We start from the raw sequence: 19,070 nt of genomic DNA on the forward strand, positions 1-19,070 counted from the left end.
TAAGGTCAAACGTTTTTTGAAAATATTTTTTACCTATAGGCTAATTGCAAAAAAAATTCTTTAGATGGGCTGAAAATGGCGATTTGGATCCGTGTTTCGTTATAGGAGTCAAGGCGCTTGATTAATGAAGGTACCTACAAAAAGGCTAGCAAAACTATTATCAAATGGCTAAATCAATGTCCGCTGGTAAACTTGATGCCCAAAATACCAACTATTAATAAGACGACGAAAACCCAAGTCAGAAGGGATAGCTGGTCTTTAAAGAACACGACCCCCACAATAATCGATCCCACCGCACCTATCCCTGTCCAAACAGGATAAGCGATACTTAATGGTAGGTTTTTGACCGCTAAAGCCAAGAAGCCAAAACTGAAAAGCATTCCGATGACTGTTAAAATACTATACCAAAAGTGGTTAAACCCGTTGCTCAGTTTCATGGTAGATGCCCATACGACCTCAAAAAATCCTCCTAAAAGTAAATAAATCCATGTCATAATTTTTTCTCCTCCTCAAAAAAAAATAAGCATTCAGTAAACTCTTCAAGGACCTAATGAGTTTACCAAACACTTCTATCACCCGGTGGTGTTTTGGATATTCAATTAATGTAACAATAATAAAATCTTAGCTGAAAAGGGAGAGATTGTCAAACTCTCTGAATTCAGGATCTTTTCATTTACTAACCATAGTTTGCATGCATTTCACAAAAGTTAGAATCAACAAAAGGAGCTGGATTCCCCAGCTCCTTTTATAATTGCTTTATACAGCTCAAAAAGTGGTGATAGTCACTTTTTTGTAAGATTGCTTGTTGAATATCTTCACGATCCATCAATTCTAATAAAAGACTATAGATTTCTTCGGTATCTTCATATTCGTCTTTTTGAATCGCAAAGAGAAAGACAAATTTAACCAAATCACCATTTCCCCAATCAACACCATCAGGAATGATCGCCACTGAAACGGCTGAGCGTTTTGCCAGCAATGTCATGGGGTGGGGGATAGCAAGCCACTCGTTAATATTGGTCTGATTGATTGCTTCTCGTTTTTTCACACTGTCATAAAAATCTTGGGGCACAAAATCTTTTTGGTACAATTGCTGCGCCATTTTCTTTAGTAAGGTTTCTTTATCTGCATGATTTTCATGAAGAAAAAATGCTTTTTGAAACAATGAATAGATGCCGTCTTTTGTTTCACTGAGCGTTTCAATGAACGGTTCGATTTTGCCAATTTCTTTATCTAGCTTGGCCATGTTGATGTAAATAGAGGGAACCGAAAACTGTTCTAATGGAACGGTTGTGATCACAAAATCAATCGCAGAAAGATCACATTGTTGTAGCTCGACGTAAGAAAAGCGATCAACGACTTCGATCGTTTCTTGATAGTGCTTGATAATTTTTGCTTCAATAATACGACTCATGGCTCGACCAGTTCCACAAACAAGGATGACGCGATGTTTATGATGATTTCTGATGGAATTCCTTTCCATAGCACCTGCGATGTGCAAAGCGATATAGCCGATCTCATCAGGAGAAAAATAAAAACCGTGTTTCAGGCTTACCGTTTCTAAATGAGTCAAACATAAATCATAAGCCTGTGGAAAAGATTTTTTGATCGTTGTCAGCAATGGATTGCTACGGCGTGCATCCATTAGATTCATATTGATAAAGCCCTCAATATGAGATGTCAGATCTTCTATTAGCATCTTGTCTGTCTCTAATGCATAGTTTGACGTCTGTTTGATCGCAGCTAATAATTCTTCCACAATGGCTTTCGCAGTTTTCGTGGAAGAATCGCTTGCATCGCCTGTTTCAACTAAACGTGGTGCGTTCATCGCGAGATAGTAAATGAAGTATTGTTTTTCTCCAGCAGTCAATTGTATATCAAATGCATGATCGATTTCTTCTAAGAAGTGACCTACAACTTTCTGGGCGTCTTTTTTGAGCGCGGGCACATGCAAGGGAAATTCGTTGATCTGATGACCGGCTATAAAGCGACTGATTGCTAAAGCAAAATGAGAAAGAATGTTTTTATGATAGTAATCAGAGTCTAATAAGTCTAAGGGTGCCAGATGATTTAATGACAATTCTTGCAAGCGGGTTAGATCAATCGTATCAAACAACTCAAGTTCCATTTCCGTGAAGCCGACCAAATACTCTTGGAGATCTTTTTCAATCAACAGATCACTGATTGCTTGGCGTTTGGCGAATTCGTTACCCAAGACTTCAAAGCCAATATTTGGACGATTTACTATTTTTAATTGATAGGTCGCTAAATTGTCTCGAGCCGTTTTTAAGTATGAGTAAAAAGTGTTTTTACTAATAAATAATCGATCAAGAAAATCATCCAAGGATAAAGGGGTTTCATTCTTAAATAAAAGGAAAAGTAGATAAGCTTGTCGTTCTTCACTCGTAGTTAGAAAGGACTCGGTAGTCGACATACTTTCAGTCCACCAGTCATGAAATCGTTCTTTTGAACCAATAGACAACAAATAGCCTTGTCCTCGAATCAACTTGATGGAGGCTCCTACATTTGTTAACAAATCATTCAAATTTGCAATGTCGGTCCGAACCGTTCGCTCAGAAATCGAGAAGCTTTTTGTTAACTCCTTCATTGGTAGCGGCGCCGTTTGTCTAGTTAATACTTCCATTAGATCATCTAATCGTTGATAAGCAAGTTTTGACACTTGTTTCACCTCCGTGCTCTTTCTCATCATACAATAGAAAGAATAAGAATGAAATGCTTCACCAGTACCGAAAGTTTCCAGAAGAGTTGGCAATCATTTTGGAAAACGCTTTACTAATGATTGCCGCTTGAATTGGAAATTTGTTGTGTTTACATGGTGAATCAGAAACCGTAAATTAAACGTGTACAGAAAATAAACCACACGAATTACGCTAATGGTTTCATAATAAAGGAAAGGAGCAGATGAGATGGATTTTCAGGAAAAAAATATTCTCTTGAATGTGGCTGTTACATCAAAAGAAGAACTGTTTCACGTAATTGCGCATCATGCCTATGAATCAGGGATCGTTACCAATGCAGCAGATACATGTGAGGCATTCATTGAACGGGAAGCACAATATTCAACCGGCTTACAAGAAGGCTTTGCTATTCCACATGCAAAAGCTGAACCGGTTTTGGAACCGACCGTTTTGTTTATTCGTTTAGAGCAAGCCATCGAATGGGAAACTTTCGATGATTCGGCAGTCAAAAATGTGTTTGCTTTGATGGTCCCTAAAAAAGATGAAGGAACGGTGCATCTGCAAATGCTGAGTCGTCTAGCAACCGCATTGCTTGAAGAGACATTCATCCAGCAGATTCAACAATCAGAAGACAAAGCTTATTTAGCAGAATTGATCAAAAAGGAAATGATGGGAGAGAAAATTATATGAAAATAGTAGGGATTTCCGCCTGTCCAGCAGGATTGGCACATACACCGATGGCGGCAAAAGCTTTAGAAAAAGCTGGTGCGAAACTTGGCTATGAGGTCAAGATCGAACAGCAAGGCTCGTTAGGGCAAGTCAATGAGATCACTGCAGCCGAAGCAAAAGAAGCAGATTTCTTGCTTTTAGCGACTGACCAAAAAGTTGTTGGGATGGAACGGTTTGAAGGAAAACCGCAAATTCGAGTAAATATCAATACGTGTATCAAAGCACCGGAAGCGGTGCTGAAGAAATGTGTCGCTGCTGTTGAACAAAGAAACGCAAACTAAAGGAAAGAGGCAAGGATGATGAAAAGAGTTCTAGCAGATTTAAAAGGCCACTTGATGAGTGGAATTAGTTTTGTACTGCCATTGATTATTGGTGCTTCACTGGTTGTTGCCATTCCGAAAATGATTGCTCTTGGTATGGGGATCACAAGCTTAGATCCTTATGCTGACACGGAAGGCTTTAAACATGCGCTTTATTTGATTGAACAAGTAGGGTGGACAGGAATCGGCTTGATCAATACTGTCTTGGCTGGTTTTATCGCGTATTCTGTTGGAGATAAGGCTGCGCTAGGTGCCGGCTTTATCGGTGGTGCAGTCGCTTCTAGCACCAATGCTGGTTTTTTAGGGGCAGTTATTGCTGGGTTCTTAGCAGGATACTTAGTGAAGTGGGCGAAAGAACATATCAAATTACCGGAGTCGTTTGCTGGGGTGATGCCGCTGGTAATTTTACCCTTGATTGCTACATTGTCTGTAGCAATCGTCATGGGCGCCTTACTCTCTGAGCCATTGGCGTGGATCAATACTAGTTTGGTTGAATGGATCCGAACCATGATTGAAAATGACGTTAACAAAATTTTACTGGCAGTCATCATGGGGGCAATGATTGGCTCTGACTTAGGGGGACCTGTAAACAAAGCTGCTTGGATGGCAGGAAATGTGTTACTAGCGGAAGGGGTCTTTTTGCCAGCTATCATCGTGAATGTTGCGATTTGTGCGGTACCATTTGGATATGCCTTAGCAACTTTGTTCCACAAAAATCGATTCAACAAAGAGCTACTGGATGCTGGGCGTAATAACTTTATTATGGGGTTCATCGGAATCACAGAAGGAGCAATTCCTTTTACATTAGTCAATCCATTACGGCTTGTGCCGATCAACATGTTGGGAGGAGCAATCGCTTCTGGTTTGGGGATCGCATTAGGAATGTATGACAAAATGCCGCCAGTTGGGGGAATATACGGCTTCTTCACTGTTGGAAACGGTTGGGCGTATTTGATTGGACTATTTGCAGGAGCAGCCTTCATCGGTTTTGTCGCGCCTTTATTCGTGAATTTCAATAAGCAAGAAGAACAAACAGAAGATATTGCCCTCGATGATATTGAAGTGAGCTTTGAAAATTAAGCAACAAGGCTGATTAGCTAAATAGTAGCAAAAGAAAAGGCACGAGCAGGTGATTTTTCAAGAACTCTTTAAGGCATCTGACAATGTCAAGACTTGGGGAAGAAAACGAGAGTATTTGAAGAGAATCGATTTTCAAAATTCGAAGTATTTGTGTAAGAATCAAATTATGTGTACCAGATGGTAAAAAAATTGAGAAAAATTAATAGGCACGAACGACACCCATCGTTACGTGCCTTTTCTAATCACGGGAGAGGAATGATTGAATGAAAAAAACAGTACATGTCGTACCCCACAGTCATTGGGATCGCGAATGGTATTTTACGACGAGTCGCTCGAAAATCTATTTGATGCACGATCTAAAAAACGTCATTGAACAACTAGAAAAGGATGATCCTTATGAAAGTTTTATCTTAGATGGACAGGCTTCTCTGTTAGATGATTACTTGAAATGGCGTCCGCAGGACAAAGAAAGGATTCAACAACTTGTCCAACAAGGAAAATTGATCATTGGCCCATGGTACACACAAACCGATCAATTAGTGATCTCGGGAGAAAGCATTGTTCGAAATATGTTATATGGCATGAAAATTTGTGAAGCATTCGGAACCTACATGAATGTCGGCTATGTGCCAGATTCTTTCGGACAAGCAGCTAGTATGCCACAAATCTATCGTGAGTTTGGTATCACTGACACGATGTTTTGGCGCGGTGTCAGTGATGACGATGTTAAACACACAGAGTACAAATGGCGTGGAGAAGATGGTTCTGTGGTCAATGTTTACCAGATCCCAAGTGGGTACTACATTGGCGGTGCCATTCCTGAACGAGAAGCAGAATTAGCAGAGTTCTTACATCAAGAACCGTTTAAAACGACTTGGGGACGCAGTGCAACGGATCAAGTGTATTTTCCAAATGGTTTCGACCAAGCACCAGTTAGAGAAAATCTTCCAGAATTGGTTGATCGAATGAATCAACTGTATCAGGATGAGTATGAGTTACAATTTTCAACGATCGAAAAATACATTGCTGCGGTCAAAGCACGCCATCCTGAGTTGGAAGAAATCGCTGGTGAACTGATCAACGGAAAATTGATGCGAATTCACAAAACGATTTTTTCTTCACGTCCTGATTTGAAGGCGATGAACACTCAGATCCAACATTACTTAGTCAATGTCATGGAGCCTATCTTAACTATGGCTATGCAATTAGGATTTGAGTACCCCGTAGAAACAGTCATAGAGATTTGGAAGTTAATGTTTGAAAATGCGGCGCATGATTCGATTGGTTCTTGTGTTTCTGATACGACAAACGAAGATATCTATATGCGCTACAAGCAAGCGCGAGATATTTCTATGAATCTTGTCGAATTGATGTTACGACAGATTTCTATTGCAATCAACAACCCACAAGCAAAAGAAATTACTTTTACGCTTTTCAATACCTATGACACAAAACGTAATGGGGGGATCGAAGCAGAGGTTTATTTGCCGCAAAAAGAGTTTGCGATCCTTGACCAGTCAGGTCAGGCGTTACCTTATACGATTTTAGAGCTTACCGACCAAACGGAGTATGTGTTGAATCAGGGGAACATATTAGATCCAGTCAAGGAGATCTATTTGCCGGAGAAAGTCTATAAAGCAAAAATTGCCATAGAAACGACTGACGTGCCGAGTATGGGGTATACCCAGCTGACGATTGATTTAAAAGGTGATACAAGCGCACCATTGCAGGAGATTACAACCAATACGATCGAAAATGAGTACTATCAGATCACTGTCAATAGCAATGGTTCGTTGGATATTCTAGATAAAACCAATCAAGTACTTTATCAAAATCAAGGGATTATTGAAGAAAATGGCGACGATGGTGATTCATTCAATTATTCACCACCTGTGAAAGATTTTGTGATTTCATCAATTGATGCGCAACCAACGATCTCGATTCAGCAATCAGCGATCTACCAAAAGATTGATGTGGCATTCACCCTGAGGGTTCCGAAGGATTTAGCTGAACGTGCAGAAAAGAAGGTCTCAGCTTCACTGCCGATCCAATTGACAATCGTGTTGAAAAAACAATCGCAACAAATTGATTTCAAATTAACGGTTGAAAACCAACAAGTGGATAGCCATCGGGTATGTGTGCTATTTGATACCGGAATTTCCTCGAAATTTTCGCTGGCTGACCAACAGTTTGGTACGTTGCAGCGTCCCGTTGTGTTTGAAAAAGAAATGGCCCTTTGGGAAGCCAATAAAGAGCAATGGAATGAGCAGCCGATCGCCATAGAAACGTGTCAATCGTTTGTCGGTTTATTCGATGAGTCCCATGGCGTAGCAGTCATGCCCCAAGGTGTACGTGAATATGAGATCGTGGGGGAAGCGTTTGATACGATTCGCTTAACGATTTTACGAACCTATGGCTTCATGGGGAAAGAGAATCTACTGTATCGTCCAGGGCGTGCTTCAGGAGAATCAGTGATTGCGACACCAGCTGCGCAGTGCCACAAAACGATGCATTTTGATTTCTCTGTTGCTTACTTTGCGCAAGGATTTGATCAAGCAAATGTTGCACAGCGTGCCAAACAAGCAGTAACACCGATCACGCTTTATCAATCCGCAGAATTTCTGAATTCCCGCTTGATATTTACTTTAGGACCGGTTGACCCAACCTTACCGGCAAACTTTAGTCTTTTTGAGATCAATGGCAATTTGACCCTAAGTGTATTGAAAAAAGCCGAAGCTCGTCCAGGTTATATTTTGCGTCTATACAATGGGCTTTTAGATGAAGGAGGACACGCGAAGATCACATTCAACCATCCAGTGAACGTAGTAGAAACAGTCGATTTAAAAGAAGATACAAAAGAAGCACTTGTTGTGGAAAAGAATGTAGTCACTCTTGAAAAGATAGACCATGCAAAATTTGTGACATTGTACGTAGAGTAATTGCTAGTGATCGAGAGTAAGGATATTCAAACGCAGAGTTGAAGAAAATTCATAGTGAAAAGGTCAACCTCCCGTATACATTTTAACCAGATGTATACGGGAGGTAGGTTTTATTTTCGACTATTTTTAACAGTTTTTGTTGAGAGTCTATCAATTCACAGCAATGAAAGGCAAAGAATTTTCTCAGCCACAGCTTTTCCTAAAATTTCCCCTCCAGTTTGAGAAAAATGCAGATGATCCCCCGAATCAAATGCAGAAGCTAATCTTGTTTTATCAGAAGGATCTCTTACCATATCATTGATATCGATCGTATTTTCTTGCGTCATTATCCATTGATTAAACGCAGTTCGGATAGCTTCTTTTTCCTCGGTCCAACTCGGCTTTCCTTGGTTGTAAGAATAGTTAAAAGGGGGAAGCGTGAGGGGAACAAACGGAATGTCTGCTTTTTTTGCCAGATTTATTAGAACTTTGTAGTGTTTGATCAACTCCTCTTTGGTAGGTAATTCTGAAAGTGGAGAGCCCGTTCCTGGATGAAACAAGTCATTTAACCCAATCAATGAAACGATCAAATCTGGCTTTTGATCCACGACATCTGCTTGGAACCTGTCGATTCCTGCAACACCAAAGCTGTCTTTCCAACGAGAAATCCCTGAACCAGCATGTGTCAGACGATTGCCTGATATGCCAGCATTAAAGCTTGTTGCAATCAGACCACGTTTGTTTAGATTGTCGATGACACTATCACTAAAATATCCTTGATTCGTCAAAGAGTCGCCAAAAAAAGCAATGACTTTTGCATCAACTTTCGTTTCTAGAGCAACTGAAGTAATCCCAAAAATAAAGTTATTGGTTTCTCTTATATTCGAATGGACTACTTGATCAGATAGTAAGTTTGCCGAGGAAGATACTCGATTGATCTCGTTGGAGAATAATGCCTCTATCAGAATATCGGCTCCTTTGGTTACTGAAAAATCAATGTCATCTGTCCATAAAGTGGATCCAGCTGGGACAATGAATTGTGGTCGATTATCTAAGGTAATAACATTGGATTGTTGGTTTCCCGGATTACTACTGATTTTTATCGACTCTACGTTTAAATCAAAAGAATCATAGCGGTTACAAAGTTCGAGTGCTAATTGTTGTCCAGAAAGCGGCTGCTTGATTCTTAAACGTAATTTACGTCCATTAGGAGAAAAGTTTAGTACTTGGTAATTAGAAAATACTTGATGCCAAATTATTTTTTTCATCATATATCACCTTACAGTTCATCTGCAGCTTTCATTTTATCATTGAAACCAAAAAGCCAAGTCAAAAGAAAGGATAGCAAAAATGTTCCTATATGAGAGAGTAGATAAGCATAGAAGTTTTTATCGATCCCTGCAACCGGGTTGATAAAAGAGGCAAATCCTATAACCCCACCTGCGAATCCATAGTTGACCAAGTGAAGGAAACCTGCTAGAGCACCACCAAAAATATTTGAAAGGGTCACGAGATAGAAGACTTTTTTGTATTTTAGTAGAATACCATAGATTGCAGGTTCGCCAACACCGCATATTTGTGAAAGAGTGGCAGCAAAGGCAACTTGTTTTAGTTGAGCTTTTTTTGTTTTCAATGCGATTGAGCACGTTGCACCCGCAATACCCATCATCAATACAGACGAGAAGGCATTCATCATACTAAATCCGTTAACAGTTAAATCGTTGACGATGATCGGAATCAATGGCCAATGCATGCCGAAGACCACTAAGACTGGAAAAAGTGCGCAATAGACTGCTCCGCCAATAATCGTGTTAAAGTCAAAAATGGTACTAATTCCGAATGCTAGCCCATCACTAATAATCGTTATGATTGGTCCGATGATAAGAAGAACGGCTAAGCTTAGTACCAGAACTTCAACGATTGGTGACACAATGGAAGAAATCACGAGAGGAACAATTTTCTTTAAAAACTTTTCAACATACGTTGCTAACCAAGCAGCGACCAGAATAGGGAAAACCGAAGCTGTATAATTCATAATGGGGAATTCTATGCCAAAAATAGCGACCTTCGCAGCTGTACTTGAAGCAATAGTGACTATATTTGGATGAATGAGTATCACACCCACGACTGCCAGAACAATAGGATTCACCTTTAATTTTTGAGCTGCAGTAAAACCTAAGATGACAGGTAAAAAATAAAAAATGCCATCTGCAATCGTGCTAATCAATAGATAAGATTGCGAACTATCTTGTAATAAACCAAACGTCACCAACGAAGCTTGTAATCCTTTGATTATTCCAGCTCCTGCAAGAAGACCGATGACGGGCATCATTGAACCTGTAATTATGCCAATAAACTGATTGAAGCCATTTCGAAATAGCTGAAGAAAATCACTATTGGAATCATTTTCCACCACTCCCTCTGTAGAATCAAAGACTTGATCATTGTTTAACTGGCGCATTACTTCCTCGTAAATAGCATTTACTTTGTTTCCAACAACCACCTGATATTGTCCTTGAGCTTCTACTACGCCCATTACATCATCCAACTCTTTTATCTTAGTTGTATCGGCTTTCTCTTTGTCCACTAGATAGAAACGAACACGTGTAATGCAGTGGATCACATTTTTGATATTATTTTTTCCACCAACGTACTCAATCATGTACTCCGCTAACTGTTTGTCACTCATAATAAAACCTCCTCATTTCTTTTAACCGGTTACGCTCATTTTAAATTTGTTTAAACAAATAATCAAGCATTTGTTTAAACAAATTTAAGTTTTTTGTATAGGTAGAATGATATCATGTTATAATTAACTGAAAGAGTGAGGTGGAACTATGGTGAATAAGTTTCGGGATATTTATGACACTTTGAAAAATGAAATTAATGAGGGACTCTATAACGATACAATGGTTTTACCGACCGAAATGGCGTTAATTGAGCGATTTGGTACTAGTAGAAATACAGTTCGCAGAGCGATTCAACTGCTTAATGAAGATGGATTGGTTTATAGTGTGAAAGGAAGAGGGGTAGTTATTCTTGAAAGAATCGAGATTGACAAGAAGTCTTTCAAGGTAGGAAATTTTCAAGGATTGAAGGCACTATCCGCAGATACTGAGGTCGAAAAAAAAACAATTGTGCAAGAATTTCATGAGTTGACTGTTGATGATTCATTAGCAAAAAAAATTTCATTTCCGGTTGGTGAAAGAGTATACCTTGTGAAACGATTACGCCTCATTGATGGGAAAGCGATGATGTCAGATACGAGTTATTTCAAAAAAAGTATCGTTAAGGGTCTTAATGAGAAAATCATAGCCGGATCAATCTACGACCATATCAAACAAAACTTAGATTTTAAAATCGCTGCATCAAAGTCTATAATGAAAGTTGAATCTGCAAAAGATTCTGACTTTAAAGAATTAGCTTTAGGAAAAAATAATTGTGTGGGAATATTGGAAAATGCGGTCTATAATGATATGGGAAAATTATTCGAATATACGACAATCAGGTATATTCCTAACGAATATGCACTCATTTCATTTGATCAAAATTAAAAACTGGTTTAGCTAAATAACATAAAAGATCATAGCAAAGGGATTTCTAGTACATTGTCTGTATACTTTTTTTCTATTGCACTTGTACAAATCAACTAGCTGTCATTTATTTGTAAGTTGATAAATGAATGTGAGTTATCTAAAACAAGACCGAATAAAAAGCCAAAAGGTGGGAGAATACTATGAGAATTAGAGCTGCTGCATTGTCTGATCATAAAGAACTAGCTCATTTGTCGAAAGTACTAGGCTATCCAATCGAAGAAGAAGTATTGATCGAAGGCCTAAAGAGAATTTTAGCTGAGGAGGATCATCTCTTGCTGGTCGCTGAAATAGAGGGAAAAGCAGTTGGAATGATTGAAGCACAGCCATATTCAACAGTTTATTCTGCCGGGCGATTTTTTAATGTCCTAGGTTTGGTAGTGGATGATCAAGTGCAAAAGCAAGGCGTTGGCGGGAAACTACTGTCGGCAATTGAAGCAGAAGCCCGACAGCGAGGAATGCAAGGCATTCGATTAAATTCGAATGTCAAACGCCATGCTGCCCACAAGTTTTATGAAAACCATGGCTACCACAGCAGTCATGAACAGAAACGGTTTATCAAGGAATTATAAAAATGCAAAGACGCTGGAGGAGTGACAAACGACTCTTCAGCGTCTTTTTTTGTATCCACGTTTTTATTTGTTCAATTTAAGACAGAAAATCTAGGTTCTAAGGGATCAATGCTAGCTGTAGCCTTCAGATACAAATGCATAGATCATGGAGGAACATTTCTTTAATCTTTTAGTGAAGAGGATAATTTTATTAACTGGTCCACGATTAAATAGATAACATTCTATTTCTATGACTTGAATAGTGGTAAGAAAATCACTCAATCGTTGAGGAAAATGGACGTACACTAGATAAACCCATTTAATTGCTACATTTTTATCCGTCTAATCATAGGAATGTATTAATGTTTGCTAAAGATCAATCAGATACTCAAACTTTTTTAGTTTTTGATAAGCTGATTTTCCTTTTCTTGAAAGTTTCACTTTGCTGAATTTAAATCGTCTTCGATTGGCTGATAGCAAGGATCGATGTAATCGAGTATTGATGATAGATTCAATTTCATTCTCTTCTTCTGTGGTTAATTTGATAGGGGAATACCCGCTTTTAATCAAAGAATATGAATATTCCAGACAGCTCATTTTATAAATAAAAGCAGTCAATTTTACTTTTTCGACCCTCATTTAATCACCCTTTCTTCTTAAAATATAGTAGTAAAGAAGATACAAAATTGCCATTCGATATTTACTTCGTGTTATGCAAATATTGAAAAAGAGATGAGTTTATGATGGAAGTTCCCTCTATTTATGGCCTGTTATTTTAGCAAGAAAGTTTTTTTTCTTATCTACTGATTTTTAATAACTAGAAGAAATACCCGGTATTGATATGAATAGCCTAGCTATATCAAGGGAATGACATAGGAAAGCAACAACTTAAAAAAAGCAAGACCTAAAATTTTTAAAAGCTGCTTTTTTTGTTTTTTTTTGCACGGTATTTTTGCGAATTTGGTGTCATTTTAAAAATGATTTTTACTATTTTTTTATTAAAAAACAATTGTTTTCTCTGGGGGGGACTTAGTATGCAAGAAATAATAAATGAATATACGGGTTATAAATAATTGTTATTTTTCTCAAAAATGCATGGCGCTATGAAAATTTCGATTTTGATTTTTTCTTACCCACTTGTAATCTATTAGATGCAAGAAGCAAACAGAACGCACCGTTTTTTTTTCGAAAAGTTGAATCACTAATTTTAAAAGGTAGACTAAAAGATTTATTTTTCAAAAATATCTGTTAGAAGTGATTCAGCTTTTATAAAAGAAAAATACAATGAGTCATCTAAATTGATGGCTAATTTTCACTAAAGGAGGGTGGTGAATGAAATCAAAAATAGGTGAGGGAATGTTGGTCTTTTGCATAGTAGTTTTCATCCATTTTCCAACTATTGTTTATGGTACACAAACTCAAGAAGTGAAGACTGAAGGCATGATTAGTTTCACTGGTACATACGAACCCATTGGCGCGCCAGAACCTAAGCCGCCAGTTCACGTTGTCAAGCCACCTTCAGATGGTAGTTCAAGTTTGGAAAAAACTTTTCCACAAACAAATATGATCACAAACACTTGGTGGAAATCGATTGGATTAAGTTTACTTATCATTGTCGTTTGTTGGTGGGGGAAAGCATTGAAAAACATATATGAATTAAAAGAAAGTAGGAATGAAATATGAAATTTATTCGTTTAGCGTCAATTGCCGTATTATCTACCACTATTTTAGCTGGAAGTGCGACCAAAGCTTATTCACAAGAGGTTCGAGATGTAACCTCGAATGGACAAGTTGAGTTTCGTCCGGCGGGTGAAGAGGATGGAGAGTTAGAGGTGGTGAATCCAGTACCAAATCCAGATGTGGAGATTGAACCCGAAATTCCTGGGACCACTGGAGAATTATCCATCATGAAAGTAGCAACGATGAATTTCGGTACACAAGTAATATCTAATCAAGATAGAGAATATAACATGGTTGCAGAAATGCAGCAAAAATCTGGAACAACGGGTGACGATAATAAAGTACCTTATGTCAGTTTTGCTCAGGTTCATGATCTACGAGGAACAAATGCCGGTTGGGATCTAGAAGTTAGTTTAAGTAATTTTGAGTCACAAACACAAAACAATATTTTGACGGGTGCTTGGATAGAGTTTGTTGGTTCTGAGATTAGGTACGAGGGAAGCAATAATTTAAATTCACCTAGCGCTCATGAAGATAATTTAGAACTACTCACAAACGGGGCTGCTCGTTCAGTGATGAGAGCGATAAAAGGTCAAGGCGCCGGGGTTTCTTCAGTTGTCTGGGGAAATCAAGAAGAACTGACAAATCAATTTTCCTCAGAAGATTTTGATTCTAAAAATGATGTTGTAGAAAATGGTGCCATCAAATTGCATGTTCCGGGTTCTACTGCTAAAGATGCGACCACGTATAAGGCAACACTGTTATGGGATTTGACAACGACTCCTAATGGCGATGTTGGTGATGAAGAAAATAATATTTAGTAAGAGCAGGCACCAGAAAACTTTATGAAAAATTCTCTACAGCGTTGCATGAATGTGTAGCGTTGTTTTTTTTAGAAAGGATGATTCATTTGAACCATACTCATATATCTACTTATTTACAGCATTTGTTCCTTAAATATAAGGTTTTTTTTCTTCTTTCGATTTTCTTGTTTCCAGCATTGGTCCAAGCCGAAGAAAGTAGCCTGAATTTTCATGTTGTACCGGAATTACCTGCTAGCCAAGTAGACAGTACAAATAGTTACTTTGATCTGAATCTAGCACCAGGTTCAAAAGAGAAATTGTCCTTAAAGCTTCATAACGGGAGTGAAGAAACCATTCGAGTGCGAATCACCCCTCATACTGCTTATACCAATGTGCATGGTTTCGTGGAGTATGGCAAAAAGGCAGAAGAACCGGACCCAACATTACTATATTCTCTTGACGAATTGATTGAATCACCAGATGTGGTCGAGCTCAGTGGAAATGAAACAAAAACAGTGAACTTATCACTTCAAATGCCAGACGCTTCCTTTGATGGATTTCTAGCTGGTGGGCTGCGTATTAGTGAAGTGAAGGAAGAGACAGAAGAAACGGTTAGTGAGCAAGAGGGGGTTGCAGTAAAAAATGAATTTGCTTATGTCATAGGAGTTGTGGTCAGCAATACTCGAGATTCTGTAGAACCAGATTTAGAACTCTTAGATGTTTTCCCAAATCAATTGAACTTTCGCAATGTAATTAGCGCGACGATTCAAAATGTGACGCCAACCTTTGTGAATCGACTAGCCATTAAAGCGAGTGTTCAGCGCGAAGGTGAAACAGAAATTCTTTATGAGGCAAGTGACGAGCAAATGCAGATGGCACCTAATTCCCACTTTCATTTTCCAATTCCTTTGGGAGGCGATCGTTTTGAAGCTGGCAATTATCTTTTGAAACTGACAGCAACTTCTAAAGGGGAGACGTGGTCCTGGGAACAAAAATTTACGATTGATTCTGAAAAAGCGCGAAGTTATAACCGTACAGATGTCACGATTGACGCAAGCACAAACTGGTGGATGATAGGATCACTTGTTTTATTTTTTGCGTTATTGGGGATGATCGTTTACGAACTCTATAAGAAAAAGCTTAAAAGAAAGTCAGGAGGTGTGAGATCGGATGAGTAAATTATTTAGGAAAGCGGTAATTTATATTATCGCTTTCAAAATGATTGCACAATCATTCTCTGTACCATTGAACATGGCTTTTGCAGAAACGCTTACTGATTTTGATGATGTATCTGAAACTAATGAATTTCCTTCTATCGTGGAGCAAACAGAAGCGGACGAATTAAAGGATGAAACCTTTCATTTTTCTGATACTTATCTTAAAGGAAAAGTATCAGAACCGATAATCGTAAAGATTTTTTCAAACAGTGAGTATCTATCTGTTCCTATTACTTTGCCAGAAGAGGCACAGATTGTTGAAGAAAAATTACCAGAGGGTATTTCTATAAAACAAGAAGCACAATTAGGTCGGTGGCTAATTGAATCCGTTCGTCCTCAAGATACATTTGACATTCCTTTGTTTTTCGAAGTTCCAGGGAAATATCAAGTATCTGTATTAGAAAAAATACTTGTTCTTGAAATAGAAGAAGAGCAACCTACAAATGAGGCTAGGGACACAGAGTCAGAGGAAAACAAGGGTATTTTTCCTGATGAAGATGGAATTGCTGGACAAGAAAGTGTAGAAACGGGTATTGATTATGAAGCATACAGTGAACATCTTGAGTTATTCAATGAAGTTTTTGAAGGCACACCATTAAACGAGAACAGAAAAGTTATCGTAGATGTGAACAATCTGCAAGACTATTTTCATTTTATTGGCAACGCAAAGAATGACGGTTTTGGTCAAGTGACACTCACGGAAGAAGTAACCAATCAAGCCGGTGCCATAACTCTAAAAGAAAAAATGCTCTCTGGTTATCCTATGCGAGTCACTGGCTCGATTAATACTGGACGTCTCAGTAATACGGGTTTAGGTTCGAGTAGAGGTGGCGATGGGGTCGGCTTTGGTTTTCATGCGGATGACTTAGATGCTGTAGGTGAAACAGGTCAGGGGATGGGGCTTGCAGGATTGGCTTCTTCTTTTGGCTTTAAAATTGATACGTATAGAAACAGTAGCGCAACAGCGCTAACTGAAGCGGACCCCTCGTCAATAGATGGAACTTCAAACTCTGCATTTGGTGCATTTGTTTATACAGACTCAAACTCAGGCATCCTGCGAAACTATCAAGGGAATGAAGCGCCTCCTCGAGTCACAACAAATCCCAGTAATAACTCTTTTCGAAATTTCTCGTTAGTTTACAATCCCGGTGTCGACAACAAAATACTCAGTATTAGCTATGAAGGAAGAGTATGGCGAGTTGATGTTTCTCAGTGGATAGACACAGAAGACTTATCTTTTATCATTTCTGCTGCGACAGGTGGGTCAGTCAACCTCCATCAAATTCGTCTTGATCGCTTTGAGTATGTGGCAGCAGCTACGGAATATGATTTTATTGAAGGGGATCGGACCAATTTTTTGGACCATTTTCATTTGAGCGGTTCGGCAATTTATAATGACCAGACTGGAATCGTCACACTAACCGAGGATAGGAGCAATCAAAACGGTAGTATTTTACTTAAAGAAAAATTGAGTAATATCCATCCCTTTGAGTTTAAAGGCCGTGTCAATATTGGGAATGGAAACGGAGGACAAGGAGCATCGGGTAGTTCTTTGAGCGGAAGTGATGGCGGTGATGGAATAGGTTTTGGCTTCCATCAATCTGAACTTGATACGTTAGGTCAGTCTGGACAAGGGATGGGCATAGCAGGACTGCAAAACGCTTGGGGATTTAAATTAGATACTTATCACAATCGTGTGGATTCGGGATCTGCCACTGCAGATTTAGACGAGTTTCGATCCACTGGTGTTTGGCCTTTGGTTACCCACAATCCACATGGGTCATTCATCTATACCAGAGACGATGGAATGTTGACTAGCCATGTAAGTAACAATAACGATAGTTCAGCAGCAAAGGCGATCTTAAGGAATAATAATAATTTATTTAGAGAGTTTAAAATGACCTATAATCCCGGAGAGTATGATTCGATTTTGTCAATTGAGTATAATGGTCAGGTTTGGCACCATGATGTCAGTGAATGGCTATCTAGTGGAAATGTTACTGCTTTGTCTTTTATTATTTCAGCAGCAACAGGCGCTCAGAGTAATCTACAACAGATAGAGGTAGATTACTTTAAATATATTGTTGGAGAGGGATCGGTCAACGTTGAATACAAAGATATTGATACACAGGAGAATATTTTGTCTGGGGAATCCTTTACGGGCAAGTTGGGTGACTCCACTTTCATCGATCCTAAAAGTAAAGAAAGTGATGAACCATTTCTTAATGGCTATGATTTTGTAGGAATTAGTGAAGACTCCTCTTCGCTGATTGACGACAAAGGATATTACACATTTTCAGATGAAGAAAAGACAATTGTTTATTACTTTACTAGAGCAAAAAATGAAGTCAAAGTGATGCACGTCGCCGAGCCAGGAACGATTGTTTTTAAAGAAGAAACCGTTGAAATTCCCGTGAATCAACACAAAGAATTTTCTGCAGAATATTTTGAAGGATATGAACTCTTATATATTCAAAATGATGAGGAAATCTTAGAAGATGTGCAATCTCTTACTTTAAAAATTCAAAGAGACTCTCCCAAATGGATCAGATTCGTTTATATAAAAGAAAATGATCGTGTTTCTCCGTTAGATCCACTAGCTCCAGATAAAGAAGTAAATCCTGAAAATCCCCCATCTCTGCCTGAAAACCAGGGATTGTTCAGTATTGATTTTGCATCCAATTTTTATTTTGGCTCCTTTGCAATTTCCGCACAAGACAAAAGATATTACGCTAAGCCACAAAGATTATTATCAGTTGATGGAATGTTCATTGAAGAGGAGATTCGACCAAATTACGTTCAAGTCAGCGATCGCCGTCCATCAAATACTCGTGGGGGATGGGAGCTCTCTGTGAGTCAAAACGAGCAATTCTATAGCGCTGAAACAGGATCGGAGTTAACAGGGGCAAGCTTTATATTCCAGAATCAACAATTAGTTTCAGTACAAGATGGCATCGAACCTGGCTTGCAGCAGACGACACCTATCACACTTATTCCTGGTGGAGCTAAACGCACGGTTTTAAAAGCTCAAGGAGCTGAAGGGACGGGAACATGGATTTATCGATTTGGTGATTTTGAAAGTGCTGGTCGAAGTGTGATTTTAGAGGTTCCTAAGGGTGCCAATCCTGATGCTGCAAGTTATAAAACGACATTAACCTGGGAGTTAAGTTCGGTACCATCTAATTGATGTCTCTCGTGAAAAAGTTTGTTTCTTTGGCTTATATAGGAAAATATCAAGTGAAAAGGTCTGCGATGGAGTTGATAGCTACTATCCATGCTACCGTTCGTTTAAGTTTGGACAAGTATTAAATCGAGAATCAGAATAGCCTATACGTGCATTTTGACAGATCATCTACACGTCATTCAATAATGATAAATCAATGATTCCTCCCTTTTTTATGGGCGCACATAAATTATTCTGACAGATATTAATATAGGTGTCTTTCTTTGTTTAGTTGAAGGCTTACGATACTTTTCTGA

Annotated in this window: 14 protein-coding genes; 10 read left to right on the top strand and 4 right to left on the bottom strand. The window is 38.7% G+C overall.

The features are described from left to right. Positions 1-173: 173 nt before the first annotated feature. A complete protein-coding gene (locus tag IGK85_RS03500; protein WP_008377160.1) occupies positions 174-494 on the bottom strand; it encodes a DMT family transporter in 321 nt (106 codons plus the stop codon). A gap of 251 nt (positions 495-745) precedes the next feature. Continuing rightward, the gene (locus IGK85_RS03505) at positions 746-2,680 is read right to left on the bottom strand and encodes a BglG family transcription antiterminator (protein WP_008377162.1); all 1,935 of its coding nucleotides are present in this window, start codon (positions 2,678-2,680) and stop codon (positions 746-748) included. 247 nt (positions 2,681-2,927) lie between these two features. Here IGK85_RS03505 and IGK85_RS03510 point away from each other — a divergent pair, with 247 nt between their 5' ends. From IGK85_RS03510 to mngB, 4 genes are all read left to right on the top strand, one after another. After that, the gene (locus IGK85_RS03510; protein ID WP_005237428.1) at positions 2,928-3,389 is read left to right on the top strand and encodes a PTS sugar transporter subunit IIA; all 462 of its coding nucleotides are present in this window, start codon (positions 2,928-2,930) and stop codon (positions 3,387-3,389) included. Further along, positions 3,386-3,709 carry a PTS fructose transporter subunit IIB gene (locus tag IGK85_RS03515; protein ID WP_005237427.1) on the top strand — a complete coding sequence of 108 codons (324 nt, stop codon included), beginning with the start codon at positions 3,386-3,388 and terminating at the stop codon, positions 3,707-3,709. Before IGK85_RS03510 ends, IGK85_RS03515 begins: the two co-directional genes overlap by 4 nt. A gap of 18 nt (positions 3,710-3,727) precedes the next feature. After that, positions 3,728-4,828 carry a PTS fructose transporter subunit IIC gene (locus tag IGK85_RS03520; protein ID WP_008377165.1) on the top strand — a complete coding sequence of 367 codons (1,101 nt, stop codon included), beginning with the start codon at positions 3,728-3,730 and terminating at the stop codon, positions 4,826-4,828. A gap of 263 nt (positions 4,829-5,091) precedes the next feature. Next, positions 5,092-7,767: a mannosylglycerate hydrolase gene (gene mngB / locus IGK85_RS03525; RefSeq protein ID WP_008377167.1), complete on the top strand. Its 2,676-nt coding sequence runs from the start codon at positions 5,092-5,094 to the stop codon at positions 7,765-7,767. A 155-nt stretch (positions 7,768-7,922) separates the two neighbouring features. Here mngB and IGK85_RS03530 read toward each other — a convergent pair whose 3' ends face one another. Both IGK85_RS03530 and IGK85_RS03535 read right to left on the bottom strand, forming a co-directional pair. After that, complete coding sequence (locus IGK85_RS03530) at positions 7,923-9,014, bottom strand: SGNH/GDSL hydrolase family protein (protein ID WP_237714944.1); 1,092 nt, start codon at positions 9,012-9,014, stop codon at positions 7,923-7,925. A gap of 11 nt (positions 9,015-9,025) precedes the next feature. Then, positions 9,026-10,435, bottom strand: coding sequence for a PTS transporter subunit EIIC (locus IGK85_RS03535; protein WP_008377171.1), 1,410 nt, complete (start codon positions 10,433-10,435; stop codon positions 9,026-9,028). A 148-nt stretch (positions 10,436-10,583) separates the two neighbouring features. Here IGK85_RS03535 and IGK85_RS03540 point away from each other — a divergent pair, with 148 nt between their 5' ends. The 6 genes from IGK85_RS03540 (at position 10,584) to IGK85_RS03565 (ending at position 18,777) form a co-directional block, all read left to right on the top strand. Then, positions 10,584-11,300 carry a GntR family transcriptional regulator gene (locus IGK85_RS03540; protein ID WP_005237422.1) on the top strand — a complete coding sequence of 239 codons (717 nt, stop codon included), beginning with the start codon at positions 10,584-10,586 and terminating at the stop codon, positions 11,298-11,300. Between the two features lie 182 nt (positions 11,301-11,482). Next, the gene (locus tag IGK85_RS03545; RefSeq protein WP_008377173.1) at positions 11,483-11,911 is read left to right on the top strand and encodes a GNAT family N-acetyltransferase; all 429 of its coding nucleotides are present in this window, start codon (positions 11,483-11,485) and stop codon (positions 11,909-11,911) included. 1,311 nt (positions 11,912-13,222) lie between these two features. Next, on the top strand, positions 13,223-13,573 hold the full coding sequence (locus IGK85_RS03550; RefSeq protein ID WP_005237418.1) for a hypothetical protein: 351 nt from the start codon (positions 13,223-13,225) through the stop codon (positions 13,571-13,573). Continuing rightward, positions 13,570-14,391, top strand: coding sequence for a WxL domain-containing protein (locus IGK85_RS03555; RefSeq protein ID WP_005237417.1), 822 nt, complete (start codon positions 13,570-13,572; stop codon positions 14,389-14,391). The genes IGK85_RS03550 and IGK85_RS03555 overlap by 4 nt, the downstream gene beginning before the upstream one ends. An 80-nt stretch (positions 14,392-14,471) precedes the next feature. Next, the gene (locus tag IGK85_RS03560) at positions 14,472-15,551 is read left to right on the top strand and encodes a DUF916 and DUF3324 domain-containing protein (protein WP_035006526.1); all 1,080 of its coding nucleotides are present in this window, start codon (positions 14,472-14,474) and stop codon (positions 15,549-15,551) included. Further along, a complete protein-coding gene (locus IGK85_RS03565; RefSeq protein ID WP_008377180.1) occupies positions 15,544-18,777 on the top strand; it encodes a lectin-like domain-containing protein in 3,234 nt (1,077 codons plus the stop codon). Before IGK85_RS03560 ends, IGK85_RS03565 begins: the two co-directional genes overlap by 8 nt. Positions 18,778-19,070: the final 293 nt, after the last annotated feature.

Source organism: Enterococcus sp. AZ015 (assembly GCF_050499225.1).
Classification (GTDB): domain Bacteria; phylum Bacillota; class Bacilli; order Lactobacillales; family Enterococcaceae; genus Enterococcus_D; species Enterococcus_D entomosocium.